Origin of the sequence: Dermacoccus barathri (assembly GCF_015070805.1) — a bacterium.
GTDB lineage: Bacteria > Actinomycetota > Actinomycetes > Actinomycetales > Dermatophilaceae > Dermacoccus > Dermacoccus abyssi.
The window spans coordinates 102,879-127,264 of the sequence record NZ_JADCTK010000001.1; the positions used below are offsets into that span (position 1 = coordinate 102,879).

Genomic DNA, 24,386 nt, shown 5'->3' on the forward strand with positions numbered 1-24,386 from the left:
ATCCTGCCACCGCGACCGAGTCGTTGAGGGGAGCGCGAGCGCGTCGCGACACGCCGAAAGCGGAACGCCTCACGGGCTGGCTCCTCGAACGTTCCTTACGACGTGAGCGTGACGCGCATCGCGGGGAAGGCCACCTCGGTGAAGCCGGCGCGCTCGTACAAGACGCGGCCCGCCTCGGTGGTCATGAGTTCGGCCCGACCCACACCCGTTCCTCTGGTCCACGCCAGCACCGCGTCGAAGGCCTGACGCCCGAAGCCGCGCCCGCGGTGGTCGGCAAAGGTACACACATTGCTGATGAGAACGTCGCGGCCGTGCGGAACCGCCGGTGAAGGCGCCGCGTCACGGACGGCCCCGACGGCACCTGCCACGACCTCGCCGTCGGCTTCCACGACGAAGAACCCGTAGCCAGGGCTGTCCAGGCGTTCGGCGAACCAGCGTCGGGCCTCTGGCTGCCAGGCGCGGGTGCCCTCGGCGCCCATGGCGGTGAACATCTCCGCTCGAAGCGCCACCAACGCGTCAACATCCCGACGCTCCGCGCGCCGGGCCGTTCCTTCGCCGCTCATGCGATCACAGTATCGAGGCAGCGCTCGACGCTCAGCCCTGGTGCGGACCGGGCCGGTAGGGCCCGTCGAAGCGCTGGGGCATCCGGATGCGCTGGCCGGCCATCTGCTCGAGGCGCTCGATGCGGTCGGCCGTCTTCGGGTGCGTGGAAAACATGCGCGAGATGTCCTGCGCGCGGAACGGGTTGGCGATGAACGCGTGGCTCGCGTTCTGCAGCTGCGGCGTCGGCGCGAGCGGGGCCGAGGCGACTCCCGCTTCGAGCTTGGCGAGCGCCGAGGCGAGCGCGAGCGGGTCGCCCGTCAGCTTGGAACCGTCCTCGTCGGCGTCGAACTCACGCGTGCGGCTGATGGCCATCTGGATGACCGACGCTGCGAGCGGCGCGAGGAACGCCATGAAGAGCATGACGATGGGGTTCGGGCGGTTCTCGCTGCTCGAGCCGCCGCCGAAGAACATCATCATCTGCGCGACGCTCGTGATGAGGCCGGCGAGGGCTCCGGCGACGGACGATGTCAGGATGTCGCGGTTGTAGACGTGCATGAGCTCGTGGCCCAGCACGCCGCGCAGCTCACGCTCGTCGAGGAGGCCGAGGATGCCCTCGGTGCAGCAGACCTTCGCGTTGTTCGGGTTACGGCCTGTGGCGAACGCGTTGGGTGCCTGCGTCGGCGAGATGTACAGCTCGGGCATCGGCTTGCCGGCCTTCGTCGACAGCTCGCGCACGATGCGGTACATCGCGGGCGCCTGCGTCTCGCTCACCGGGTACGCCTGCATCGCGCGGATGGCGAGCTTGCCGGAGTTCCAGTACGCGTAGAAGTTCATCGCGAGACCGATGACGGCGAACAGCCCGATGTAGCGGCCGTTGCCGATCACCGCGCCGAGGCCGAGCAGCAGGGCCCAGATGAGCCCGAACAGCGCGGCCGTCTTCAGCCCGTTGAAATGCCTGTGCATGTCCGGTCCAACGAAGGCTCGGGTGCGGATGTTCCGGCGCGGTCGGCCCCAGATGTGAACTCTGGCCCGATCTGTGACCGGCGCAGGTCACGGACCGGATTGAAGGTCACAGCCTGTGCGGCGGAGCGCGTCAGAAGAGGGCGAGAAGGACGTTCGGCGCGAGGCTCGTCGTCACGACGGCGAGCGAGACGAGCGCGGCGAGGACACCGTAGACCTTCTTCGGGCGCGGCAGGGGCGTGAGTTCGGGTTCGTCGCCCGACAGCGCCGCCACAGCGGCTGCCTCGTCGGAGACGTCGTCGTTCTCGGGCGCGGGTGTGGCGACGGGCGCGAACATCGCGGCGATCCAGCGCAGGTACACCGCCACGCCGAGCACGGCGTTGAGCAGCGCGATCACGACGAGCCACCACACTCCCCCGGCGACGACCGGCTTGAGCGCCACGATCTTCGCGACGACGCCGATGATGCTCGGCGGCAGCCCGGCCAGGGCGAGAAGGCCGAGCGCGAGCGTCGCGGCCATCATCGGGCGGGTGCGGAACAGGCCGCGCAGGTCGCCGATCGTCGTCTCGTGCTCGCGCGAACGGGCGTCCTCGAGGGCCGCCAGGACGACGAAGACGGCGAGCGTGCCGATCGTGTAGAGCGCGAGATAGGCGGCGGCCGCGGTGACGGAACCACCGGCGACGACCGTCATCGGCAGCACGACCCATCCGGCCTGCGCCACCGTCGACCACGCCATGAAGCGCAGCGGACCGTCCTGACGCCAGGCCATGACGTTACCGACCGTCATCGACAGGGCCGCGACGACGGCGAGCGCCGTGAGAGCGGACGAGCCGAGCGACGACGCCGCGCGTAGGACGACGAGCATGCCGCCGAGAGCACCGACCTTGGACGTCGTGGCAAGGAAAGCCGCGACCCAGGAGCCCGAGCCCTCGAACGCCTCCGGCGTCCACGCGTGGAACGGAGCGAGGGAGAGTTTGAAGCCGACACCCGCGATGACGAGCATCATCGCGAGGACGACGAGGGGCTTGCGGGCCGGGTCGGCGAAGGCGTCGAGCACCTGGTCGCCGGTCATCGACGCCGTACCCGTGGCCGCGAACCACACGGCCGCGCCGAGGGCGAGGACGGCGAACGAGACGAGGGCCGTCACGAGCAAGGTGAGGGCGCCGTGAGCGGCCTGCCGGCCCCCACGCAGAGCGACGAGCGCGACGCTGGGAATCGTGGCGAGCTCGATGAGCACGAGCCAGGAGGCGAGATCACGGGCCGCAACGACGCCGACGCAGCCGGCCGTCGCGGCGAGCACGAGCATCGCCCGCACCGCGGGGTGGCCCTTCGTGCCGGGCACGTCGCTGGTCTTCTCGGCGAGGGCGAGCACCGCGACCACCGCCGCGGAGGCGAGCGCCAGGCCCTGCAGACCGACGCCTGTCTGGTCGGCCTGCCAGTAGCAGCCGCCGGAGGCGTCGCACAGGCTCGTGCCGTGACCGCCGGTCACGGCGCCGGCGACGAGTGCACCGAGGCCGCCGAGACATGCGAGGACGGCGAGCACCCACGGGAGGCGGGCTCGCCCGGGCAGGACGACGTCGACGAGGAGCACGAGAAGGGCACCCACCATCGGCACGACGGCGGGAGCGAGCGCGAGGGCGTCGAAGGAAATCTTCACTTGAGGCCTCCGAGCAGACGCGGCAGGTCGGCGTCCGCCACGTTCATGAGCAGCGTCGGCGCAAGGCCGAGGACGAAGACGGCCGCCACGAGCACGCCGATGGCGAGCCATTCGAGACCGACGACCCGCTCGGTGGCCACAGGGGCGCTCGCCTCGGCGTGCTCGCCGGCGGTGGACGCCGGGGTGGCCCCGTCGCTCGTGCCGAGCGCGGCGTCAGCGGCCTCGGGCGAGCGCTCCCCGGCCCACACCGCACGCAGCACACGCACGCCGTAGGCCGCAGCGAGAACGGCGCCGAACGCGGCCACTGCCGTCAGGACGTGGAACAGGGCGCCCGGGCGGTGCGGAGCACCCCAGGCAGCGAACAGGGCGAGGATCTCACCCCAGAAGCCGGCGAGACCGGGCAGGCCGATGGCTGCGGCGGTGCCGACGACGAGGGCGAAACCGAGCCGCGGATCGCTGTTACGCAAGCCGACCATCGGTTCGTCGACGTCCACCGCACCGCGACGCGCCTTGAGCGCGCCGACGACGGCGAACAGGAGCGCGGAGATGACCCCGTGTGCGATGTTGCCGTACAGCGCAGCCTGCAGACCGATCTGCTGACCGGCTGCGAGCGCAAGCATGACGAAGCCCATGTGCGCGATCGACGACCACGCCACGAGGCGCTTGAGGTCGCGTTCGACGAGGCAAACGAGCCCCCCGACGACGATGCCGAGCACCGCGAGAACAGCGATGACGGGGGCGATCGTGCGCCACGCGACGGGCAGCGGCAGGACGACGAGACGGATGAAGCCGTACGTGCCGAGCTTGAGCAGGACGGCGGCCAGGAGCATCGAGCCGGCCGTCGGGGCGGCCGTGTGAGCCCACGGCAGCCACGAGTGAACACCGATGAGCGGCACCTTGACGGCGAGGCCGAGCGTGAGCAGCACGCCTGCCGTCATCGCGATGGGGAACGGCAGTGCGGCAGCCGCACCACCGGCGAGCCGTTCGAGGTCGCTCGTGCCCGCCGAGACGACGAGCAGGAGGATGCCGGCGAGCATGAACATCGAGCCGCCGACGGTGTAGAGAACGAACATCCACCCGGCACGACGGCGGTCGGCCGCGGCGTCACCGAAGCGGTCGATGAGTACCCACATCGGCACGAGAACGACTTCGAAGGCGATGAAGAACGCAACCGCGTCACGGACACTGAACGCCGCGACGGCACCACCGAGAACGACGAGCAGGCAGCCGTAGAACAGCCCGGGTGTGCCCTTCGGGCGCTGGCGGGAACTGACGGCGACGGCCAGCAGCGTTACGGCCGCCGCGAGGATGACGAGCGGAGCGCTGATGCCGTCGGTGGCCAGGTGGAGGCGCATTCCGAGGCCGGGCACCCACGGCTTGTCGATGTGGGCGTCCGTGACGACGGCCGCGACGCACGCGGCGAGGGAGACGACGCTCGCGAGCATCGCGACGGCCCAGGCGCCGGTGTGACCGACAGGGCGTCCGAGTCGGTCGCCCGCCATGAGGGCGGCACCGACGCCGAGCGGCACCGCCACGGCAGCGAGCAGAACGAGGCTCACCACAGCGTCACCCCCAGGATCGAAGCGATGACGACGCCGACGATCACCCACGACAGGCCTGTCGCGGGACGTCGTCCATGGACGCCGTCGAGTGCCTTGCCGGCGCGGGCCAGGGCACCGGGCGCGTGCGTTGCGGCAGCGTCGACGCCCGAGTCGAGGCGGTGGACGCCGCGAGCCAGCGCGAGCACGGGACGCGTCACGAGAGTGCGGTAGAGCGTCTCGACACCGAACCCTCGCGAGGCGGCCAGCGGGATGTGGCGCGGCAGGCGACGGGCGGCGTCACCGTAGAGCTGGCCGAGCGACATGATGCGCACGACGAGACCGGTGGCGACGATGAGCAGTACCGAGGCGCCCATCATGGCGAGGTTGAGGTGACTCGTGTCGATGTCGAACAGCCGCGTGAAGGCGAGGAGCCCGCCGAACACTCCCCCGAGCACGAGCAGCCACAGCGCGAGGCGCACCGAGACGCCCGGGCGTGGCAGCACCTCGTCCTCCTCGATCTCCTCGATCGGGTCGACCTCGTCACCGAACTCGTTGACCTCCGGAGTGCTGCGCAGCATCTCGACGATGTCGACGTCACGCACCGTGTGGGAGTCGGTGAGCACCTGACGTTCACCACGCCGTTCGAGGACGGTGCGGTGCTGCAGGATGAGCCACGCGCGGGCCGAGTACGCGGCGGTGCCGACGATGATGAGCGCGAGCATGATGAAGCCGACGAGTCCCTCGACGTGTCCGTCGCTCTGCGAGCGCACGGCGTTCTCGAGCATCGCGTCCTTCGAGACGAACGCGACGGTCGGCGGCAGGCCGGCCATCGTGAACAGGGCGAGGGTCACGGGGACGAAGGTCTTCGGCAACCGACGGGTTGCGCCCGTCATCCGGGTGACGAGCGTGGAGCCGACGACCACCGCGAGCCAGCCGACGAGCAGGAACAACAGCGACTTGAAGAAGGCGTGACCGACGAGGTGCAGGAGCGCGGCGTCGGCGCCCTCGCCCGGGGCCAGCGCGCCGAGGCCGAGGAGCATGAGGCCGACCTGGCTGATCGTCGACCACGCGAGCAGCCGCTTGATGTCGACCTGCGCGAACGCGCTCACCGCAGCGAACACGGACGTCGCGCCGGCGACGATGACGAGGGTGAGACGGGCCGTCGGTTCGGCGGCCAAGAGCGGCAGGAACTGGGCGAGGACGACGGTGCCCGCGGCCACCATCGTCGCGGCGTGGATGAGTGCCGACGCGGGCGTCGGGCCCTCCATGGCGTCGGGCAGCCAGTCGGTGAACGGAAGCTGTGCGGACTTGCCGAGCACACCGCACACGAGGCCGAGCAGAAGAACGAGGCGCAGGGTGCCGTGGGCGTCGAGGTTCGAGGTGCTCCAGGCCGTGACGATCTCACTGATGCGCGTCGTGCGCGCACCCATGGCGAGGCCGGCGAGCCCGACGACGAGCGGCGCGTCGGCCACGCGCGTGACGAGGAACGCCTTGAGCGCGGCGCGGCGCGGGCCCGGCTGGTTGCTCTCGTGGCCGATGAGCAGGTAGGAGCACCAGGCCATGACCTCCCAGCCGACGAGGGTGAGCAGCACGTCGTCGGAGAGGACGACGAGCACCATGGCGGCGGTGAAGGCGGAGACCGTGGCGGCGAACGAGCGGTAGCGCGGGTCGGAGAACAGGTACCAGCGCGCGAACATCTGGACGCACGTCGCGACGAAGAGCGCGACGGCCGCGATGAGCGCGCCGGTCGGTGTCACCCGCAGTTCGAGCGGCGCCTTGAGCGCGGGCCCGAGCGGCAGAGACCCGACGGTGACGAGGTGCTGGGCGACCGGCGTCGTGAGCTGCTGCGCGACGAGCAGAATCGCCGCGACGAGGCCACCGAGCGTGCCGAGGGCCGCGAGCGCGTAGGCGCCGGCGTTACGGCGCCCCAGGAGGAAAGCCAGCACCGCGCCGAGCAGCGGGACGGCGACGGCGGCCTGCGCGAGGTGTGCGGTCACGACGTCACCCGCCCGTCGGTGCGGTCGTCGACGGGCGCGTGGGCCGCGTCGTCGTCGAGGCGCTCGGTGAGGTCGATGTGCCCGCGCAGTCGGAACGCGGCCAGGATGATGCCGAGCGCAAGCGTCACCTCGGCGGCGGCGAGCGTGATGACGAAGATCGTGAGGATCTGCCCTGCTGCGGCGTCGTCGGGAAGGGTCGTGCTCATCGTGACGAGGATGAGGCTCGCCGAGGCGAGGATCAGTTCGACCCCGACGAGCATGAGCACGGCGTTACGGCGCGCCAGCACGCCGTAGACGCCCGAACCGGCGAGCACGGCGGCGAGTGCGAAGGGCAGGAGGAGGTGGATCACTTCGAGCCACCGTCCTTGCGCGTGCCGATCATCGCGAGGGCGCCGACGAGCGCGGCGAGCAGCACGAGCGAGAGCACCTCGAACGGCCAGGCGAAGCGGCCGAAGAGGTTGGCGGCGAGGTTGGCGTTCGTTCCGCCGTCGAGGCCGACCTGCTGCGACCCGAAGGCTGCCGCGAAGGCGGCGAAGAGCAGGCCACCGGTGGCTGCGGAAATGACGAGGGCCACCATCCGGCCGGCCATCGGCACGTCGTGATCGGCGCTCTTGCCGATGGGAGCGCGCGTCAACATGACGGCGAACAACACGAGCACGACGACGGCACCGACGTAGACGAGCAGCTGCACGAGCGCGACGAGTTCGGCGCCGAGCACGAGGTAGCAGCCCGACAACGTCGTCATACACAGGGTGAGCCACAGCGCGGCGTGTACGAGCTGACGCGTCGTTACGGCGCAGACGGCCGACACGGCACTGATGAGGCCGAGGCAGCCGAAGAGGGCGTCGTGCACGGTCATGGGCTCACTCCTTTCGTCGTCGTCGCGTTGGCTCGGGTCACTTCGTCACGTTCCGGCGCGCCACCCGTGGGGGCTTGCTCGCCGCTGCGACCTCGGGCGCCTCGGGGGCACGCTCGTCGAGGTCGGGCGGGGCCGGAACCGTGCGCATCCACTCGCCGAGCTGCTCCTTCTCGTGGAGCAGGTCGCGGATGTCGCCGGAGGCGTACTCGAACTCCGGGCTCCAGAAGAGCGCGTCGAACGGGCACACCTCGATGCAGATGCCGCAGTACATGCACAGTGAGAAATCGATGGCGAAGCGGTCGACGACGTTGCGCTGACGGTCACGCCCACCCGGCGTCTCGCTGGGAATCGTCTCCTTGTGCGAATCGATGTAGAGGCACCAGTCGGGGCACTCGCGCGCACAGAGCATGCACGCGGTGCAGTTCTCCTCGAGCAGCGCGATGACGCCGCGGCTACGCGGCGGCAGGTCCGGCTTCTCGTCCGGGTACTGACGCGTCGACGTCTTCTTCGTCATGGTGCGCGCCGTCGTGGCCATTCCGGAAAGAAGGCCGCGGATCGGCCCCTTCTCGCGGCCCGAGGCGGGCAGGTCGTGGACGTGGTGAGCGTGCTCGTGCACGTGCTCGCCGTGGTCGTGGTTCGCGTTCTGCTCGGTCATGCGGTGTAGATCACTCCTGCCGCGGTAAGAGCCAACTGGAACAGGGCAAGGGGAACGAGGAAGAACCACGCGAAGCGCTGCAGTTGGTCCTCGCGCAGGCGCGGCCAGCTCATGCGCACCCACAGGACGACGAACGCGACGGCGGCGGTCTTGAGCAGCATCCAGACGAAGCCGAGCGCCCCGTCGAACGGACCGTTCCACCCGCCGAGGTAGAGCGCGGCGAACAGCGCCGACATGACGACGATGCCCGCGTACTCGGACAGCAGGAACAGCGCGAAGCGCAGGCCGGTGTACTCCGTCATCGCACCCATGACGACCTCGGAGTCGGCCACGGGCATGTCGAACGGCGGGCGCTGCAGTTCGGCGGTGGCCGCGATGAGCAGCACGATCGCACCGGGCAGCTGCCACAGCAGCCAGATCGGGTGCCAGGCGTGCACGATGCCGCCGATCGAGAGCGACCCTGCCGCCATCGCGAACGACGCGCACGCGAGGATGAGCGGCACCTCGTAGCTGACGAGCTGAGCGGCGGAACGGAACGCGCCGAGCATGGCGTACTTGTTACCCGAACCGAAACCGGCCATGAGCGTCGCGATGGTGCCGATGCCGGAAACGGCCAGCACGTAGACGAGCGACGCTGGCAGGTCGCCGGCCACGGTGGACGGCGTGAACGGGATGGCGACGAGCGCGAGCAGGTAGCTGAACATCGACACCGCAGGAGCCAGGCGGAAGACCGGCTTGTCGGCGGCGCGAGGAACGACGTCCTCCTTCTGCGCGAACTTCACACCGTCGGCGACGAGCTGCGCCCAGCCGTGGAAACCACCGGCCTTCATCGGGCCGAGGCGCCCCTGCATGTGGGCCATCACCTTGTGCTCGGCCTGACCGAGCACGAGTGGCAGCACCATGAAGCACACGAGCACGGCAACGCTGCGCAGGACGATCTCGAGGACGCTCATCGCGGCCCCCACGTCTCGTCGGGCACGCCGGGGGCCATGACCTTGCGACGCTTCGAGGCTGCCGCACGGCCGCCGGACTCACCGGGATCCTTGATGCCCGGCCACTCCTTGCTCGCGCGCGCCGTGAGGACGAACGACTTGCGCAGTGGCGTACCGGTGAAACTCGCGGGCAGCAGGAGCTTGCGCACGCCCTGCCCCGTGCCGTCGTCGAAGCCGGCGAAGTCGATGCCGAACATCTCGAAGGTCTCGCGCTCGTGCCAGGCCGCGCCACGCCACAGCCCGGTGAGGCTGGCGATACTCGGGGCGCCCGCACCGTGGTCGTCGACTTCGAGGCGCGTGCGCATGAGGATACTGCGGCGAGCGCCGCCGGCGATGTCGTACAGGTGCGTGACGATGTCGAAGCCCGCGGGCTTGCCGTCGGAGGGACCGGATTCGCCACGGTCGCTCTCGTCGACGGCGGTGAGGAAGTCGAAGAACGTGAAGCCCTCCGAGCGCAGACGCTCATGGGCTTCGACCCAGTCGGACGTCTCGACGTCGTGGGTGGGGACGTCGCGCGTCATCCCTCACCGTCCTCGTCGGTCTTCGCCTGCTTCGTTTTGGTCGGCCCCGTCTTGGTCTCGTCGGTCTTCGCCTGCTCGGCGGCGCGACGTTCGCGTGCCTTACGGCGGGCCTCGGCGATGCGGGCGGCACGCTCGTCGTCAGAGGTGTCGGCCTTCGTCGTCGGTGCCTTGTCGGGGGCCTTTTCGGGGTCGCCCGTCTGCGCAGCCTTCTCCTGTTCCGCCTTGCGCTCACGCGCCCTACGGCGCGCCTCGGCGATGCGGGCGGCGCGCTCGTCGTCTGGAGCGTCGGCCTTCGAGGCCGGCTTGGCCACGTCGGCGGCTGTTTCCTTGGTACCGCCTGACTGTGCTGCCTTCTCCTGCTCGGCCTTGCGCTCACGCGCCTTGCGACGAGCCTCCGCGATGCGGGCCGCACGCTCGTCGTCGGAGAGGTCGGTCTTCGCGGCGGGCTTGCCGCCGTTGTCGCTCGCGCCTTCCCCGGCGGCCGGCGAGGTGTCCTTCTCCGCCTTGCGCTCTCGCGCCTTGCGGCGGGCTTCCGCGACGCGGGCGGCGCGCTCGTCGTCGCTGAGAGTCGCCTTGCCGGCGGGCTTGGCGTCCGCAGGTGCGGGCTCGGGCGTTGCCTTCGACTCGGTGGCCGCACCTTCCTTCGCGGGCTCTGCCACCGTCTCCGCCTCGGGTGCGGCGGGCTTCGTCACGAGGGGGCGCTGCACCGACGCGGCGGTGCGCCCCCGGCCGGCGAACGGGTTGAGGCGGGCAAGGATGCCCTCGCTGCTCACCTTCTCCTCAGCGATCTGGTTCTGGAGCGTGACGATGCCCTGCAGCAGCGCCTCAGGGCGCGGCGGGCAGCCGGGCACGTAGACATCAACGGGCACGAGCTGGTCGACGCCCTTCGTCACGGAGTACGAATCCCAGTACGGCCCACCTGAGTTCGAGCACGCACCGAAGCTGATGACGTACTTCGGCTCTGGCATCTGGTCGTAGAGGCGCCGCACGGCGGGAGCCATCTTGTCGGTCACCGTGCCGGAGACGACCATCAGGTCGGCCTGCCGCGGGCCGGGAGCGAACGGGATGACACCGAGGCGGATGAAGTCGTGACGCGACATCGACCCGGCGATGAATTCGATGGCGCAGCAGGCGAGCCCGAAGTTGAAGACCCACAGCGAGTACCGGCGACCCCAGTTGAGGACGAGGCGCATCGGCTTGGGGGCGTGTTCCTGAACGGCGCCGACGCTCGGACGCACGGTGGGCATGGGCAGATCGGTCGTCATCGGATCACCCGCCTCACAGCCAGCTCAGGACGCCGCGACGGGCGGCGTGGGCCAGACCGACGAGAAGCACGAGGATGAAGATGCCCATCTCGACGACCGAAGCGATGCCGAGCCCGGAGGTGCGCAGCACGAGCGCCCACGGGAAGAGGTAGACGGCGTCGACCGCGAAGACGACATAGAGGAACGCGTACGCCACGTAGCGGAAGCCCGACTGCTGCCAGTCGCCGCCGCTCGGGTCGACTCCCGACTCGTACGTGGCGAGCTTGGCCCCACTCGGAGCTCGCGGTGCCAGAACTCGACGAACCACCATGGCAGCCGTGAAGAGACCGACGCCCCCGAGGGTGACGCCGAGCACCACGAGGTAGCCCAGGAGTCCGGAATTCACCAGGCAAGCGTAACGAGCCGACTCGCCGGGGGCGGAAAGGCTGGGAGTGCGTGTCTTCACAGTGAGACACATCGGGCGTGGCACCATACGCGCCGTCCCTCCGCCCGGCTCGAGGGGCCCGTGGTTCACCAGACCGTTCGAGCGGAGGTTTTTCGCGCAACGGCGCGGTTGTCGGAGGCTCGCGTTAGTGTCGCGACGTGGCCCTCATCCTGCATCGTCGTGACGATCCCACGGCCCTCGCCGACCAGCTCGCGCAGCTGCTCGCCGAGGCACCGCTCGACGTGTTCGCCCGCGAGCTCGTCGTCGCTCCCTCGGCCGGCGTCGAACGCTGGCTGACGCAGCGGCTCTCGCACCGCCTCGGCGCCACGCTCGGTGACGACGGCGTCTGCGCGGGGCTCGACGTGCGCACACCGCACACCTTCATCTCGCTCCTGTTGGGGCGGGAGAACGACGATCCGTGGCACCCCGACCGCCTCGCGTGGGCGGTGCTCGCAGCCATGGACGAGTGCGTCTCACGCTCGGGCTTCGAGGCTCTGGCGCGGCATCTCGGTGCCGATGCGGTGCGGGCGGGTGAGGATCCGTGGTGGCACCGTGCCCGGCAGTCGCGCCGTTACGCGGTGGCGCGCCGTGTGGCCGGCCTGTTCGCCCGGTATGCCGACGACCGCCCCGAGCTCATGCGTGCTTGGGAGGCGGGCCGCGAGAACGACCTCGTCGATCCTGATCTCGCGTGGCAGGCCCCGCTGTGGCGCACCGTGGTCGAGCGCGTCCTGGCATGTGGCAGCGCCGACGCCTCCCCCGTCCAGCGCCTCGACCGCACCCTCGCCGATCTGCGGGCGGGCACGGCGCCGAGCGACCTGCCGGAACGCGTCTCCTTCTTCGGCTACACGCGCATGCCGGCCGCCATGCTCGACCTGCTCGAGGCCCTCGGGCAGGTGTGCGATGTCCACGTGTGGCTGCCGCACCCGAGCCCGGCCCTCTGGGCCGCGCTGGCCGAGAACCCGCAGGGCATCGTCGCCCGCCGAGATGATGCGAGCGCCGAGGCGGCCGCGCATCCGCTGCTCGCCACGTTGGGCCGTGACATCCGTGAGGTCGAGGCGGCTCTGCTCGCACGCAGTGTCGTCGATGCCACCGATTCTGGCGGTGGGGAGAGTCGCGACGCCTCTCGGGCGACGCCGACCCGCCTCGCTCTCATGCAGGACGACATCCGCGCCGACCGAGCGCCGTCGTCGGTGCCGAGCGTGCCCGAAGACGATCGCTCGGTGCAGATCCACGTGTGCCACGGCGCTGCCCGTCAGGTCGAAGCACTGCGCGAGACGCTCCTGTGGCTCGTGAGCGCCGAGGGCGGCAATCTCGAGCCGCGCGACATCGTCGTCATGTGCCCCGACGTGGAAACGTACGCACCGCTCATCAAGGCCACGTTCGCGGCCGTCGACGAGCACGACCACCACCCCGGCCGGCGTCTACGCGTGCAACTGGCGGACCGCGCCGTTTCGGCCACCAACCCGCTGGCCGAAGCCGCGCAGCGTCTCGTCGAACTCGTGACGAGCCGCGTCACAGCCTCGCAGGTGCTCGACTTCGCGGGGCTCCCCGCGGTGGCCGAGAAGTTCGGCTTCGACACCGACGCGCTCGAACGCATCGCCCGGTGGGTCCGCACGACGGAGGCTCGCTGGGGTCTCGATGCCCAGCATCGCGGCGAGTACAGCCTCGGCGGCCTTGAGAACAACACCTGGGCGCAGGCCCTCGACCGGCTGGCCCTGGGCGTCGCCATGAGCGCTGACACGGACGCGGCGGCGTCGCAATTCGTCCCGGTCGACGATCTCGGAAGCTCCGACATCGCCGTCGCCGAGGCCTTCGTCGCCCTCCTCACGAAGGTGAGCGAAGCGGCGTGGGAGATCCGCCGCGTGAGCGCCGTCGACCCCGCCCTGCCGCGGGCGAGCTTCACTCCCGAGGAGTGGTTCGCGTGGCTGCGGCGCAACGTGCTCGCCGTCGCTGCACCCGCTCGTGACATGGCCTGGCAGCGCGCCGAGTTCGAACGCGAACTGTCGTTCCTCGAAACCGGCTCCGCATCGGGTGCCGCGCTTCGCATCACCGATGTGCGCGTCATGCTGGAGCAGCGCTGGGGTCCGCGCCGCACGCGCAGCAACTTCCGCAACGGGGCCGTCAGTGTCTGCACGCTCACGCCCATGCGCTCGGTGCCGCACAAGGCCGTCGTCCTGCTCGGTCTCGACGACGACACGTTCCCGCGCGCTCAGGTCGTCGACGGCGACGACGTGTTGGCCCGCCACCCACTCGTCGGCGAACGCGATGCCCGCAGTGAGGACCGGCAGCTCCTGCTCGACGCCCTCATGGCGGCACAGCAGCACTTCATCGCGTTCTACTCCGGCTTCGACGAGCGTGACGGCACCCGCCGCCCACCGGCCGTCCCGTTGCAGGAGATCATCTCGGCGGCCGCTCGGACCGGCACGGGCGAATCCCCTGCCCAGAACACGGCCCAGAGTGCGGACGAGGGGGCGCCGTTCGAGCACCTGCACCCCCTTCAGGCGTTCGACGAACGTAACTTCGTCGAGGCCTCCCCCCTGCCCGGCGGTTCCTACGACATCGCCGCGCTCCAGGGAGCCCGGGCCCTGCGCGAGTTTCACGCCGACCCTCTGCCCCGTCCGGCGTTGCTCTCCGAACCGCTCGCGCCCGCACCCCCGACCGACGTCACGCTCGACGACCTCACGTCGTTCCTCGAGAACCCTGCACGCACCTTCCTGCGCTCGCGCCTGCAGATCGGCGTCACCTACGAGGCCGAGGAAGTCGAGGACGGTCTACCGATCCAACTCGATCCCCTTGAAAAGTGGGCCGTCGGTGACCGCGTTCTGCGCCAGGTGCTCTCCGGCCAAGCTCTGGATCGTGCGCTGGCCGACGAGAGGCGCCGAGGCAGTCTGCCTCCGGACCTTCTCGAGGCGGGCCGCGACGACGCGGCCACCATCGAGAGGCAGGTGCGTGGCGTTCTCGACGGTCTCCCCCCGGGCGACCGCACGTCGCACGACATCCACCTCGATCTCGCCCTGCCGCCGAGCGCCGAGGGCGCGCCCAGCACCTCGGTGCGTCTCACCGGTGTGGTGCCGGGGGTCATCGGCGACGAGATCCAGGTGGTCAACTACGGCAGCGTCAACGCCCGGCACCTCGCTTCGGGGTGGGTCAAAGTGCTCGCCCTGGCCGCCTGCTTCCCCGACCGAACCTGGCGGGCTGCGGTTCGCGGAAGGAGCGGCTCGTGCGTTCTCACGGTCGACTCGGCCGAAGCGCGCGAGAGCCTCGTCTCACTCGTCCTCAACCGCGGCTACGGGCTGCGCGCTCCGTTACCGGTCCCGGCCAAGACCGGCCTTGCGTACGTGGAGGGCTACCGTGCCGCGATGCGCAGCGCCAACCCGAACGAGGCGAAGGCCGTGGAGCGCGGCCTCATGAAGGCTCGTCGGGAGTGGGAGAGCAGCTACGAGTACACCCGGGAAGACGCCAACGAGTGGTGGAGCCGTGTCTTCGAGGGGCGAGCCAGCCTCGCTCGCCTGGACGCGGAGGGGCGCTTCACGCTGCTGGCGCCGCGCCTGTGGGGCCCCATCGTCGACCACCGTCAGGAGCTCTCGTCATGAGCGGATACCAGCCCGCGCTGCCCGACACCGTGCCGAACGTCATGCAGCCGTTCAGCATCACCGCTCCCATCCCGGAGGGCACCACACTCATCGAAGCCAGTGCCGGCACGGGCAAGACGTGGACCCTCGCCGCGCTCGTCACCCGGCTCGTGGCCGAGGAGGAACTCCCCCTCGACGAGCTTCTCGTCGTCACGTTCTCGCGCGCCGCGAGCCAGGAACTGCGTGAACGCGTCCGCGGCCAGCTCGAGGACACGCTGCACCGCCTCGGCGCACCAGCCGGCGATGACGACGACGAACTCGTCACGGCGCTGCGAGGCGGCGGCGCCGAGGCGGTGGATCAGCGCCGGGCCCGTCTGGCCCGAGCGCTCGCAACGTTCGACTCCGCCACCATCGCGACGATCCACCAGTTCTGCCATTACGTGCTCAAGAGTCTGGGCGTCGCGGGCGACTCGGACCCGTACGCCACGCTCGTCGAGGACACCGAGACCCTGCGCCAGGAGGTGGTCGACGACGTCTTCCTCCGATTCAGCAAGGAAGCCAACTTCACCCTCGACTACGAGGAAGCGCAGAAATACGCGAAGGCCACGCTGGACAACAGCACCGCAGAGATCGGCCCGGTTCCGCCGCCGGCGCACCTCGAGACCGCGATCGCCTTCAGCCGTGCCGTGCGGGAGGAGTACGCACGCCGCAAGCGCCGCGGCGGCATCCTCGAGTACGACGACCTGCTCTCCCAGCTGCGCTCGGCGCTCAACGACGAGAATTCCCCCGCACGTGATCGCATGAGGGAGCGCTGGAGCGTCGTCCTCGTCGACGAGTTCCAGGACACCGACCCGGTCCAGTGGGAGGTCTTCTCCCGCGCATTCGGCGAGAAGGGCCGCTCACTCATCCTCGTCGGCGACCCGAAACAGGCCATCTACGCCTTCCGCGGTGGCGACGTACAGACATACCTGTCGGCAGCGAAAACGGCCGTCAACTCCTTCACGCTGCCGACGAACTACCGCAGCGACGCTCCGCTCGTCGAGAGCCTGCAGACACTGATGGCTGGTGTCCAGCTCTCACCCGGCATCGTGACGCACCGCGTCGACGCGGCCCAGCACACCTCACGCCTCGGCGGACAGCCAGGGCAGGCTGACGCCCCCGTCGAACTGCGCTGGGTTCCCGAGTCCGGGCTGGCCGTCGGGCTGGCCCGCTCCATCGTGCTGCGCGACGTCGCAGCGAAGGCCGCGCAGCTTCTCGCCGGGGAAACGTCGTTCGACGGGGAGCCCCTCGCTCCCCATCACCTGGCCGTCCTGTGCCGTACCAACAGTCAGCTCGTCGAGGTCCGCGAGTACCTGCGCGAGCTGGGCATTCCGGCGGTCATGATGTCGAGCGAGTCGGTGCTGCGCAGCTCCGCCGGCCAGTGGTGGCTCGAACTGCTCATGGCACTCGAGCAACCGCACCGCCCCGAGCGGGTCAGGGCCGCCTGCCTCACGCCGCTCGTCGGGTGGTCCGCCGAGCGCCTCGACGCGATCGACGACTCGGGCGTCGACGAGGCAGCCGAACTCGTCGCCATGTTGCTGGCGCGGTTCCATTCCGGCGGCGTTCCTGGCATCGTCGACGCGCTACGTGCGCGCGGCATGCTCGCCCGCCTCCTGCGCCGCACCGGCGGAGAACGCGACGTCACCGACATCGAACACTGCGCCCAGTTGCTCACGGCCCGGCAGATGTCGGCCCAGGCCGGCATCTCCTCGCTCGTCGCCTGGCTGCAGGAGCAGAGCGCACAGGACGCCAAAGCAACCGCCGACGCACGCATCATGCGCCTCGACTCCGACGCCCTCGCCGTCACGTTGTCGACCATCCACAGCAGCAAGGGTCTGCAATACCCCATCGTTCTGGCCCCGACGCTGTGGGACCGGTACGACCAGCCGACCAAGACTCCGGGGGTCGTGCACCGCAACAACCGCCGGGAGCTGTCCTTCGACCCCGCGACGGTGAACGCTCCCGAGGCCACGGAGGAGAACACCGGGGAGGAGATGCGTCTGGCGTACGTCGCGATGACGCGGGCGCAGAGCGGCCTCATCCTATGGTGGGCCGGCACGAAGCAGAACACGTCCAAGAGCGCCCTGCACCGGTTGCTCTTCGGGCAGGCCAACGGCCCCGAGGCCCTCGATGCGCTCCTTCAAGAGCGCGCCGACGGAGCATCCGAGAAGTGGCTCACCACCACGGAACAGAACGGCACCCCCAAGGTGGACCGGGTCCGCGAGGTCTTTGCCGCTTGGGCGAAGCACGGCGCGTTCACCGTCCATGAAATCGACCCCAACACCGTTCCTCCGCACATCACGGTCAGGCGGGGTGACGCGCGGCTTGCGGTGAACACCTTCGACGACGCGGACGTCGATCGCGCCTGGCGCCGTACGTCCTACTCGGCGCTCTCCGCCGCCGGTGAGGCCGCCGACGAACTCGCCGCCCTCGGTGATGTGACAAGCGAACCCGAGCACCTCGCCGTCCGCCTCGACGAGGACGCCGACGTCGAACTCGCGACGCCGCCGTCCCCGGACATGCCGGGCAGCGAGATCTCCTCCCCCATGGCGAATCAGCCGATGGGCGCGACGTTCGGTTCCCTCGTCCACGGCGTGCTCGAGGAGGCTGACTTCCAGGCCGCGGACCTGCGCGACGAGCTGCGGGCCCACATCCTCGAGCAGCAGATGCGCTGGCCCGCGGATGTCGAGGTCGAGTCACTCGCCGACGCCCTCGTCGCCGTCATGCACACGCCCTTCGGCCCCCTGGCCGACGACGTGACGCTGCGGGACATCGTCTCCACCGATCGACTGCCCGAGATGGACTTCGAACTCCCTCTCTCCGGCGGCGAGGAGCCCCACCCGTCCTCGACGTTGCGCGCTTTCGCTCCGCTCCTGCGCGAGCACCTCGACGAAGGCGACCCCCTGCGCACCTATCCGGATCAGCTCGATACCTCGGCACTCGGCGATGAGCTCCTGCGCGGCTACCTCACGGGTTCGATCGACCTCACCTTCCGTCACGGTGGCCGCTACTTCGTCGTCGACTACAAGACCAACCGACTCGGCGATGTCGACGCGGCGCTGACGCTGGCCGACTACGCGCCGTCGCGGCTCGTCGAGGCGATGAACCACTCGTCATACCCGCTGCAGGCGATCCTGTACTCCGTCGTGCTGCACCGCTACCTGCGTTGGCGGCTGCCCGGCTACAACCCCGACGAGCATCTCGGAGGCGTGATGTACCTCTACGTCCGTGGCATGGCCGGCCCCGACACGCCGCGCGAGAACGGCACGCCGTGCGGAGTCTTCACCTGGCGGCCGCCGGCGACGCTCGTCGTCGCGCTGTCCGACGCCGTCGACGGGGTACGGGCAGGTGGTGTCCGATGACCGACACGCAGCTGCCGACCACACCCGGCGAGCGTTCCGCAGAGCCGGGCGGCGACCCACCGAACGGCACTCCGCTCGAGACGCTCAGGGCGGCGGCGTTCGTCACCGAGGGCGATGCCCTTGTCGCGAGCCGTGTCGCCCGGCTCGTCGACGCGCCGACCGACACGTGGCAGATCGCCACGCTCGCGCTGACCGTGCGCGCCGTGCGCGAGGGCTCCAGCGCGCTCGCACTCGACGAAATCGGCCGCCTCACACCCGAACGGGACCGTTCGCTCGACGACGACACCGAGGCACCGACCATCACGCTCGCCGACATCGTCGCGCCACCGTCGTCGCACCAGCTGGTAGACGACCTGCGCGCCGGTCCCCTCGTCGAGCAGGGTGTCGTGCACCTCGAGTACGGCTTGGCGTACCTCGATCGCTACTACCGCGACGAGGTGATCGTCGCCGGTCTCCTGCGCTCACGCGGTGTTGCGCCCGTCGACGACGACGCTCTCCGGCGCGCAGGTGCGGCCCTCGAAGGGCGCGCCCTCGACGACGCCCAACGCGCCGCAGTGCACTCGGCACTCACGTCCGCAACGACAGTCCTCACCGGTGGACCCGGCATGGGTAAGACCTACACGGTCGCTGCGATGCTCGTGGCCGCCCGAGCAGCCCTCGGCGACACGACACGCATCGCACTCGCTGCCCCCACGGGCAAGGCCGCGGCACGCATGGCCGAATCGCTGCGCGAAGCGGACGTGCTCGCTGACAACGACGCGCTCACGCTCCACCGGTTGCTCGGCTACGACCGCACCAACTCCCAACGGTTCGTCCACGGTCGGGGCAATCCGCTCCCGCACGATGTCGTCGTCGTGGACGAGGCGTCGATGATCTCGCTCAGCCTCATGGCACGCCTGCTCGAAGCGCTCGGGCCGAACACGCGCCTCGTGCTCGTCGGCGACCCGGACCAGCTCGCGAGCGTCGAGGCGGGTTCCGTGCTCGGCGACCTCGTCGCCGGGCTCGACACCGGAGTGATCCGGCTCGCCACGCACCACCGCCTCACGCAGGGTCGCGCAGCGGTGGCGGAGGCCTTCGCGCAGCCGACCGGCGACCATCCCGACGGCGGCGAAGGAACTGTCCCGCCGTCCTCGGAGCGTGTGCTCGCAGCCATCGACAGCCCGGACGACGGCGTCGAGTTCCTCGAGACCGACGCCCCCGACCTCACGATGCTGCCTCACCTCGTCGAGGCCGCTTCCCGGCTGCGCGAGGTCGCGGCCACGGGCAACGCAGAGGCGGCTGTCGCGCAGCTTCGCGCAAGTCGGCTCCTCGCGGCGCACCGCACCGGGCCGTTCGGTATGGCGCGGTGGAACCGTCTCATCGAGAACGCCCTCGCCGAGCGGTTCCCCGACGTCACGCCGTACGCCATGTACGTGGGGCGCCCGGTCATCGTGACGAAGAACGACCGCGCCCTCGGGCTCTTCAACGGCGACAGCGGCGTCATCATCCGCCAGGGCACCGCGCTCGTGGCCGCGATGGAAACCGCCTCCGGCGTGCGCACGTTCTCGCCGTGGCGCCTGGGCGACCTCGAGACGATGCACGCCATGACCGTGCACAAGGCCCAGGGAAGCCAGGCCGAGCACGTCACCGTCATCGTGCCGCCGGTCGGCTCGCGCCTGCTCACCCGCGAGATGCTCTACACGGCTCTCACCCGAGCGACAGAGCGCCTCACCGTCGTCGGCACGCGTGAGGCCGTCGAACTCGCTGTGGAGACGCCGATCCTGCGCGCCTCCGGGCTGCGTCACCGTCTGCGCGAGCAGGACGGCTGAGGCCGCAGCGTGAACACCCCCGTCGGCCGGTTCGGGCGGCGTGATCGAATGAGGTCGCGCCCCGAAACCGGAGCGACGGGGTGATGAAGGGACGGGCTTCGTGAGCAACGAGGACGAGACACGCAAGGGCACGCTCTACGGCTTCCTAGCGTACCTCGCGTGGGGCATGTTCCCGCTCTACTTCCACGCCCTCATCCCTGCCGGGCCGTGGGAGATCCTCGCCCACCGCATCCTGTGGACGCTCCTGCTGTGCGTCGTCCTGCTCGGCGTCACACGTCATCTCGGCTTCCTCAGGAGCCTGTTCGGCGATCTCAAACGCCTCGGCGCCATCTCGATCGCAGCGGTGCTCATCGCGATCAACTGGGTCGTCTACGTCCTCGCCGTGACGACGGGGCACGTCACCGAAGCCGCGCTCGGCTACTTCCTCAACCCGCTCGTCACCGTCATGCTCGGGGTTCTCGTGCTCGGCGAGAAGCTACGTCGGATGCAGTGGCTCGCCGTGGCCATCGGCGTCATCGCCTGCGTGTACCTCGCCGTCGACTACGGCAGCCCGCCGTGGATCTCCGTCGGCCTCGCCCTCAGCTTCGCGGCGTACGGGCTGATGAAGAAACGTGTCGGCGGGCGTCTCACCGCGCTCGAGGGGCTCACCGCAGAAACGGTCGTCCTCGCTCCGTTCGCGGCCGTCATGCTCGTGTGGCTCGGCGCCACGGGGCGCAGCACGTGGTCCGGCAACGGCTCGTGGCACCCCCTGCTGCTCGCCCTGTCAGGCGTCGCCACCGCCATCCCGCTGCTGCTCTTCGCCGCCGCCGCGCGCCGTATCCCACTCTCGACGATCGGGCTCCTGCAGTTCATGACGCCCGTCATGCAGCTGCTGTGCGGCGTGCTCGTGCTCGGCGAGACGATGAGCGCCGGACGCTGGGTGGGCTTCGGCCTCGTCTGGATCGCCCTCGTCGTCCTCACGGCTGACTCCCTCGCCCAAGCCCGGCGAACCCGGCGAGCGCGCCGCGCGACGCCCCTGGAGACGTCAGCGGCCGACCCCACCTAGACCGAGGTCGAGGCGGGGCCGGCCGGAGAGCCTGAGGTCAGCGTCAGACGCCGAGCACCTGGTCGAGGTAGGCGTTCGTGAAGACCCGCTGCGGGTCGAAGCGCTCGCGCAGCGCCACGAAGTCGTCGAACTTCGGGTAGACGGTGCGCAGGTACTCCGCGTCGTAGTCGTGCATCTTGCCCCAGTGCGGGCGCGCCTCGTGAGCGCGAGCCATGTCCCAGAAGTACTTGAAGTACGTCCGGTGGTCGGCCTTCACGTAGTGGTGGATGGCGATGTAGCAGCTCTCGCGGCCGTAGGCGGTCGACATCCAGCGGTCGTCGCCGGCCGTCCAGCGCACCTCGACGGGGAAGGCGACAGGCTCGTTGGTGCGCTCCACCCAGGCCTGAAGATCACGCAGGATCGACTCGGCTGCCTCGACCGGCACAGCCATCTCCGACTCGCGGAAACGCACGGTGCGCGGTGAGGCGTAGACGCTGTGGCTGACGTCGCTGAACTCTCGCGCCGAGAGGGCCCGCGCCGAGACGTTGTTGATCCGGCGCGTGAGGTTCGGGCGAGCGACGCTCAGGCGGCAGATCGCGTCGAAGAGCGTGTTGGAGAGGAACTCGTCGTCGAGCTTGTGGCGCCACTGAGCCAACGGCTTCGTCGGGGCATCGCCGGCGCCGCGCGTGTTGCGCTTCATCATCACCTTGTCGGTGTGCGGGAACCAGTAGAACTCGTAGTGATCGGTCTCGGCGAGGGTCGCGGGGAGCACGGCGAGTTCCTCGGTCATCGTCGAGGGACGCTCGACGGCCGAGAGGGTGAACGCGGGCACGCACTGCAGCTCCACCTCGGTGAGCACGCCGAGTGCTCCGAGCGTGACGCCGAGCGCCGGCACGAGGTCGCTGTTCTCGCCGCCCTCGCTCCAGCTCAGCACGTCGCCGGTGCCCGTGACCATCTCGCCGCCGACGACAGTGCCGCCGAAGCCGGTCCACGCGAGGCCCGTGCCGTGCGTCGAGGTGGAGACGGCGCCGGAGATCGTCTGACGGTCGATGTCGCCCATGTTCGCGAGCGCGAGGCCGCGGTCGGCGAGCAGGTTGACGAGCTCGTACAGGTGGGTGCCCGCCTTGACGCGCACGCGGTTCGTCGCTTCGTCGACCGAGACGATGCCCGACATCGCGTCGAGACGCACCTGGGTGTCGACCGGCTGCGCGATGGGAGTGAACGAGTGGCCGGCACCGACGGGGCGAACCTTGCGTCCAGCCGCAGTACTCTCACGCACGAGCTCCGCCATCGCGGCAGTATCGCTCGGCGAGACGACCCGTGACGGCGTCGCCGTGACGTTGCCCGCCCAGTTGCTCCACTCAGCCAAAGTTCTTGCCTTCCCCTCGATACGTGGGCACCGTCTCGATGACGCGCCCACCCTCCACGACGTGAACGGTGTCGAAACGCTCGCACGCCTCGCCCGCCTTGGTGTGGCGGAACCAGACGTTGTCGCCGATCGCGAGCCCACGCGTTCCGGGGCCACGCAACGGGGTCTGCACCTCGCCCGGGCCCTCCTGACCGAAATAGCGCAACCCCTCGGGCCACACCGGGGTGGGCATACGCGACGAGTTACCGACACCGGAGGCGAGGTAGCCGCCGCTGAACGTGACGACGACGGATTCGGACGGACGCCGCACGACCGGCGAGACGAAGTAAGCGGCCGCCTTGGTGGTCAGATCGCGGTAGTTGTCGAAGAACGTCGAGGTGAACAGTCCGGAGCCCACAGCGATGTCGGTGACGACACCGTCGTTTCCGGTCAGGTGCACCGAGCCGGTTCCGCCACCGTTAACGAACTCGAGGTCGGCGTATTGCTCGACGGCCCGACGCACCGCACCGCGACGCACCTCCAGCTCCTGCACGGAGCGGCGCTTGATGAGACGGTGCACGGGGGTGGCGTCGGCGACGCCGGCCACCTGGGCCTCGTACATCATGATGCCGACGAGGCGCACGCCCTCGGTCTCGGAGGCGAGGCGCGCGAATTCTCCGGCCTCTTCGGCGGTGTGCACCGACGATCGGTGGACGCCGAGTGAGAGGCGCCCGATCCGCAGGGACGCGTCGACGTCGAGGCTCACACGCAACTCGCACCCGTGCTCGCGTCCGATCCGCCCGATCATCTGGAGGTGCTCGGGAAGGTCCACCATGAACGTGATCTCGCGGCGGGCGGTGTCGTTCTGCGCAACCATCGCCATCGTCGCCACGTCAACACTCGGGTAGGCAATGACGACGTCGTGGGCGCCGTTCTCGACGAGCCAGAGCGCCTCGGCCGCCGAGTAGACGAGCAGACCGCAGACCCCGTCCTGCTCGAGGCCCCATTCGAGGATCGAGCGCACGCGCACCGACTTGCTCGCGAGCCGGAGCGGCACACCGTCGGCGGCGCGACGCAACTTCTCGAAGTTCTCACGCAGCACGCCTTGATCGACGACGAACTGCGGCCCCTCACCTGCATCGATGGGGGCGTCGAACACGGAGGTCATGTCTGGGTCCGCGCGAGAATCTCTGCAAAGCTGTCGAGAACCTCGAGGGCCTTCTCGTCATCCCCGTCCGCGAGCCACGCGAGAGCGACACCGTCCGTCATGGCAACAGTCATCCGGGCGATGACATCGACGGGCAGACCGAGTTCGGCCTCCCCCTTCTTCTGGAACAGTTCGAGGAAGCCGCGCACGACCTCGTATTTGTTCGCGAAGATGCGTTGCGCGAGCTCCGGACCCGGAGCCTCCTGGCGCACGAGGTAGGCCACCAGTTCGTAGACCAGGCGCTGCCGCTCGGTCTGGGCACCACTCAAGGTCCAGTAGTACCGGAAGGCTTGCTTGATGGCGTCGACGGGGGTGGCGCCGTCGGGCAGGTCGAACTCGGCTACGTCGACCTCACGCTGAAGGAGGGTCTCGACTACTGCTTCGAGCAGGGCCCGCTTGTTGTCGAAGCAGTAGTGCACCGTTCCGAGCGACACACCCGCCTCCGTCGCGATGCGCCGCACCGTCGTGTTGTCGAGACCGTCACGGAGCGCGATGCGGATGGCAGCGTCGATGAGCTGCGTCCTGCGCGTGTCGATGTCCAACCGAGGCATGCTTGCGACCCTACTCCCTCATGAGGACGCGTGACCCGACGAAAGAAACCCATTCATCTTT

General features: G+C 69.8%; 18 protein-coding genes and 1 pseudogene. 4 read left to right on the top strand and 15 right to left on the bottom strand.

Translation table 11 applies throughout. The features are described 5' to 3' along the window. Positions 1-95 precede the first annotated feature (95 nt). The 12 genes and pseudogenes from IM689_RS00530 to IM689_RS00585 form a co-directional block, all read right to left on the bottom strand. A complete protein-coding gene (locus IM689_RS00530) occupies positions 96-563 on the bottom strand; it encodes a GNAT family N-acetyltransferase (RefSeq protein WP_193642451.1) in 468 nt (155 codons plus the stop codon). Positions 564-594: 31 nt separating this feature from the next. Next, positions 595-1,506 (bottom strand): zinc metalloprotease HtpX, encoded by a 912-nt coding sequence (gene htpX / locus IM689_RS00535; protein WP_193642452.1) that lies wholly within the window; start codon positions 1,504-1,506, stop codon positions 595-597. A 130-nt stretch (positions 1,507-1,636) separates the two neighbouring features. After that, on the bottom strand, positions 1,637-3,160 hold the full coding sequence (locus IM689_RS00540) for an NADH-quinone oxidoreductase subunit N (RefSeq protein ID WP_193642453.1): 1,524 nt from the start codon (positions 3,158-3,160) through the stop codon (positions 1,637-1,639). Then, on the bottom strand, positions 3,157-4,719 hold the full coding sequence (locus IM689_RS00545; RefSeq protein ID WP_193642454.1) for a complex I subunit 4 family protein: 1,563 nt from the start codon (positions 4,717-4,719) through the stop codon (positions 3,157-3,159). Before IM689_RS00545 ends, IM689_RS00540 begins: the two co-directional genes overlap by 4 nt. Continuing rightward, complete coding sequence (locus tag IM689_RS00550) at positions 4,716-6,698, bottom strand: NADH-quinone oxidoreductase subunit 5 family protein (RefSeq protein ID WP_193642455.1); 1,983 nt, start codon at positions 6,696-6,698, stop codon at positions 4,716-4,718. Before IM689_RS00550 ends, IM689_RS00545 begins: the two co-directional genes overlap by 4 nt. Beyond that, positions 6,695-7,048 carry an NADH-quinone oxidoreductase subunit NuoK gene (gene nuoK / locus IM689_RS00555; RefSeq protein ID WP_047310431.1) on the bottom strand — a complete coding sequence of 118 codons (354 nt, stop codon included), beginning with the start codon at positions 7,046-7,048 and terminating at the stop codon, positions 6,695-6,697. Before nuoK ends, IM689_RS00550 begins: the two co-directional genes overlap by 4 nt. Next, positions 7,045-7,557 (bottom strand): NADH-quinone oxidoreductase subunit J family protein, encoded by a 513-nt coding sequence (locus IM689_RS00560; RefSeq protein ID WP_047310432.1) that lies wholly within the window; start codon positions 7,555-7,557, stop codon positions 7,045-7,047. Before IM689_RS00560 ends, nuoK begins: the two co-directional genes overlap by 4 nt. A 37-nt stretch (positions 7,558-7,594) precedes the next feature. Next, a complete protein-coding gene (locus IM689_RS00565; RefSeq protein ID WP_082128608.1) occupies positions 7,595-8,212 on the bottom strand; it encodes a NuoI/complex I 23 kDa subunit family protein in 618 nt (205 codons plus the stop codon). Next, positions 8,209-9,165: a complex I subunit 1/NuoH family protein gene (locus tag IM689_RS00570; protein WP_187035942.1), complete on the bottom strand. Its 957-nt coding sequence runs from the start codon at positions 9,163-9,165 to the stop codon at positions 8,209-8,211. Before IM689_RS00570 ends, IM689_RS00565 begins: the two co-directional genes overlap by 4 nt. Further along, a complete protein-coding gene (locus IM689_RS00575; protein WP_193642456.1) occupies positions 9,162-9,725 on the bottom strand; it encodes an NADH-quinone oxidoreductase subunit C in 564 nt (187 codons plus the stop codon). Before IM689_RS00575 ends, IM689_RS00570 begins: the two co-directional genes overlap by 4 nt. 671 nt (positions 9,726-10,396) lie before the next feature. Continuing rightward, positions 10,397-10,990, bottom strand: a pseudogene (locus IM689_RS00580) (NADH-quinone oxidoreductase subunit B); the annotation flags it as partial. A gap of 13 nt (positions 10,991-11,003) precedes the next feature. Next, on the bottom strand, positions 11,004-11,375 hold the full coding sequence (locus IM689_RS00585; RefSeq protein WP_118912274.1) for an NADH-quinone oxidoreductase subunit A: 372 nt from the start codon (positions 11,373-11,375) through the stop codon (positions 11,004-11,006). A gap of 197 nt (positions 11,376-11,572) precedes the next feature. On the opposite strand from IM689_RS00585, the gene recC reads away from it, so the two are divergent. The 4 genes from recC (at position 11,573) to rarD (ending at position 21,240) form a co-directional block, all read left to right on the top strand. Then, the gene (recC, locus tag IM689_RS00590; RefSeq protein ID WP_193642458.1) at positions 11,573-15,007 is read left to right on the top strand and encodes an exodeoxyribonuclease V subunit gamma; all 3,435 of its coding nucleotides are present in this window, start codon (positions 11,573-11,575) and stop codon (positions 15,005-15,007) included. Beyond that, positions 15,004-18,387, top strand: coding sequence for a UvrD-helicase domain-containing protein (locus tag IM689_RS00595; RefSeq protein WP_193642459.1), 3,384 nt, complete (start codon positions 15,004-15,006; stop codon positions 18,385-18,387). Before recC ends, IM689_RS00595 begins: the two co-directional genes overlap by 4 nt. Further along, on the top strand, positions 18,384-20,195 hold the full coding sequence (locus tag IM689_RS00600) for an AAA family ATPase (RefSeq protein ID WP_193642460.1): 1,812 nt from the start codon (positions 18,384-18,386) through the stop codon (positions 20,193-20,195). Before IM689_RS00595 ends, IM689_RS00600 begins: the two co-directional genes overlap by 4 nt. A gap of 166 nt (positions 20,196-20,361) precedes the next feature. Then, positions 20,362-21,240 (top strand): EamA family transporter RarD, encoded by an 879-nt coding sequence (rarD, locus tag IM689_RS00605; RefSeq protein WP_227484377.1) that lies wholly within the window; start codon positions 20,362-20,364, stop codon positions 21,238-21,240. A 43-nt stretch (positions 21,241-21,283) separates the two neighbouring features. Here rarD and IM689_RS00610 read toward each other — a convergent pair whose 3' ends face one another. Genes IM689_RS00610 through IM689_RS00620 form a run of 3 tightly spaced genes read right to left on the bottom strand, consistent with a single transcriptional unit; the run spans position 21,284 to position 24,325 of the window. Further along, the gene (locus IM689_RS00610) at positions 21,284-22,588 is read right to left on the bottom strand and encodes a D-arabinono-1,4-lactone oxidase (RefSeq protein WP_193642462.1); all 1,305 of its coding nucleotides are present in this window, start codon (positions 22,586-22,588) and stop codon (positions 21,284-21,286) included. Then, positions 22,581-23,735 (bottom strand): alanine racemase, encoded by a 1,155-nt coding sequence (locus tag IM689_RS00615; RefSeq protein ID WP_193642463.1) that lies wholly within the window; start codon positions 23,733-23,735, stop codon positions 22,581-22,583. Before IM689_RS00615 ends, IM689_RS00610 begins: the two co-directional genes overlap by 8 nt. After that, the gene (locus IM689_RS00620; RefSeq protein WP_193642464.1) at positions 23,732-24,325 is read right to left on the bottom strand and encodes a TetR/AcrR family transcriptional regulator; all 594 of its coding nucleotides are present in this window, start codon (positions 24,323-24,325) and stop codon (positions 23,732-23,734) included. The genes IM689_RS00615 and IM689_RS00620 overlap by 4 nt, the downstream gene beginning before the upstream one ends. Positions 24,326-24,386 lie beyond the last annotated feature (61 nt).

Coding starts and splice junctions, on each gene's coding strand:
- IM689_RS00530 (WP_193642451.1), bottom strand. CDS start 563: ATGAGCGGCGAAGGAACGGCCCGGCGCGCGGAGCGTCGGGATGTTGAC.
- htpX (WP_193642452.1), bottom strand. CDS start 1,506: ATGCACAGGCATTTCAACGGGCTGAAGACGGCCGCGCTGTTCGGGCTC.
- IM689_RS00560 (WP_047310432.1), bottom strand. CDS start 7,557: ATGACCGTGCACGACGCCCTCTTCGGCTGCCTCGGCCTCATCAGTGCC.
- IM689_RS00565 (WP_082128608.1), bottom strand. CDS start 8,212: ATGACCGAGCAGAACGCGAACCACGACCACGGCGAGCACGTGCACGAG.
- IM689_RS00570 (WP_187035942.1), bottom strand. CDS start 9,165: ATGAGCGTCCTCGAGATCGTCCTGCGCAGCGTTGCCGTGCTCGTGTGC.
- IM689_RS00575 (WP_193642456.1), bottom strand. CDS start 9,725: ATGACGCGCGACGTCCCCACCCACGACGTCGAGACGTCCGACTGGGTC.
- IM689_RS00595 (WP_193642459.1), top strand. CDS start 15,004: ATGAGCGGATACCAGCCCGCGCTGCCCGACACCGTGCCGAACGTCATG.
- IM689_RS00600 (WP_193642460.1), top strand. CDS start 18,384: ATGACCGACACGCAGCTGCCGACCACACCCGGCGAGCGTTCCGCAGAG.
- rarD (WP_227484377.1), top strand. CDS start 20,362: ATGTTCCCGCTCTACTTCCACGCCCTCATCCCTGCCGGGCCGTGGGAG.
- IM689_RS00615 (WP_193642463.1), bottom strand. CDS start 23,735: ATGACCTCCGTGTTCGACGCCCCCATCGATGCAGGTGAGGGGCCGCAG.
- IM689_RS00620 (WP_193642464.1), bottom strand. CDS start 24,325: ATGCCTCGGTTGGACATCGACACGCGCAGGACGCAGCTCATCGACGCT.